Genomic DNA, 1412 nt, shown 5'->3' on the forward strand with positions numbered 1-1412 from the left:
TTCTTTCCTAATAAATTATACCATAGTGTGATAGCCAATCACAGGTTCCGCCTATGCGGATACCCTGGCCGATATCCTGGCCTTTGCCATTATCCTGTCTATCACGGTTACCATTACCGTGTTGCTTATTGCTGCAGGTATTACCACCCCAATGAACAAGGCAGTGAATGGAGCCGGCAGCTGGAAGAATACCTGGGCGCTGCCAAGGAATACAGTTCCGCTTATGATTGTCCCGACTGAAGCTATGACGATAGTCCTTAATGCTGGATTCGCATTCTTCAGCATGGTGTAAAGAAGATATACCGCAGGAGCCGTGACCATCTTGTCTATGATATTCGGAATCTGACCCATCGGGAATGTCGTAGTCATTGCTGTGAGCAGACCTGCCGCTGCACCGATAGCTATGGTCCCTTTGAAGTCATCAACGAAGAATATCGCAAGGAACATCATGGCAAGGAAGGGATCAGGCTTCATGCTTCCAAGAGGAAGCCCCGGAATAACAAGGTGAAGGATATAGCCCATTGCGAGGAACAGTGCTGCAGTTACCATTTTCTTTGTATTCATTTCATTCTCTCCTATCTTTTCGTTAACAGAGTGCGTTGCGACACATGTCCTTCAGAGCATCCCTTCCACCTCCTTTGTAAAATAAAAAGAGCTCCATCCTTGAATAGGACGAAGCTCATGCTGCGCGGTACCACCTAAATTGAATCCCGAAAGGATTCCACTCTTCACGGATACATTCATATCCTGTCCCTTTTATCGGCGGGCTCCCGTCAGTTACTACTCTCAAAAAGATTTCGGACTGCTTCTTCCTGGTCCATTCCCCTGGTCATCCATTGCCTGCATCTCACCGCCGCAGACTCTCTTAAAACGACCCTTCCAGAGTACTCTTCCAGATTGACGAATTGTTTCTTCGGTTTTTTATAGTTTACGACGTTAGCAGAAATAATTCAAGTCAATTGGAATAATTTTTTTGCTTATCTCCCTGCTTATCTCCCTTTCCTAAGCTGCTGATTTTTTCTTCATTTTTAAAAATCCTGCTGTAGTCCGTATCCTTAATTGATAAACAGGAATTTTTCTGGGTCAATATATGATGGAGGCAGTATTTTTGGACTTACATTGACGAAGATCCCAAAAAAATAATCCAAATTATCTAATTTCAACAAACAAATTGAATAATATTGTTAAATTGCACAATAATCGAGCACTGGAATTCACGATTTCCAAAATATTTTTTTGGTACATCAATAAATATTTTGGTATCATTTTCTTTATTGATACACAAATTAAAGATAATTAATCATATCTTCAATTGAAATCGTTTACTCCTTGCTTAATTAACAAATGTTAACGTTTGACACTTGCTATTTGAAAAAATATAATCTTATCATATCCGGAAATGCATATGCAGT

1 protein-coding gene and 1 other annotated feature are annotated in these 1412 nt (G+C 40.7%); the gene reads right to left on the reverse strand.

The annotated features are described in order from the left end of the window. Positions 1-51: 51 nt before the first annotated feature. The gene (locus tag T472_RS05990) at positions 52-564 is read right to left on the reverse strand and encodes a tryptophan transporter (RefSeq protein ID WP_023386920.1); all 513 of its coding nucleotides are present in this window, start codon (positions 562-564) and stop codon (positions 52-54) included. A gap of 101 nt (positions 565-665) precedes the next feature. Continuing rightward, positions 666-910, reverse strand: a binding site (T-box leader). Between the last annotated feature and the right edge of the window lie 502 nt (positions 911-1412).

Origin of the sequence: Youngiibacter fragilis 232.1, from assembly GCF_000495435.3 — a bacterium.
Taxonomy (GTDB): domain Bacteria; phylum Bacillota; class Clostridia; order Clostridiales; family Clostridiaceae; genus Youngiibacter; species Youngiibacter fragilis.

What these genes read in the sequence shown, in the direction of transcription:
- T472_RS05990 (WP_023386920.1), bottom strand. Translation starts at nt 564, where the DNA reads ATGAATACAAAGAAAATGGTAACTGCAGCACTGTTCCTCGCAATGGGC.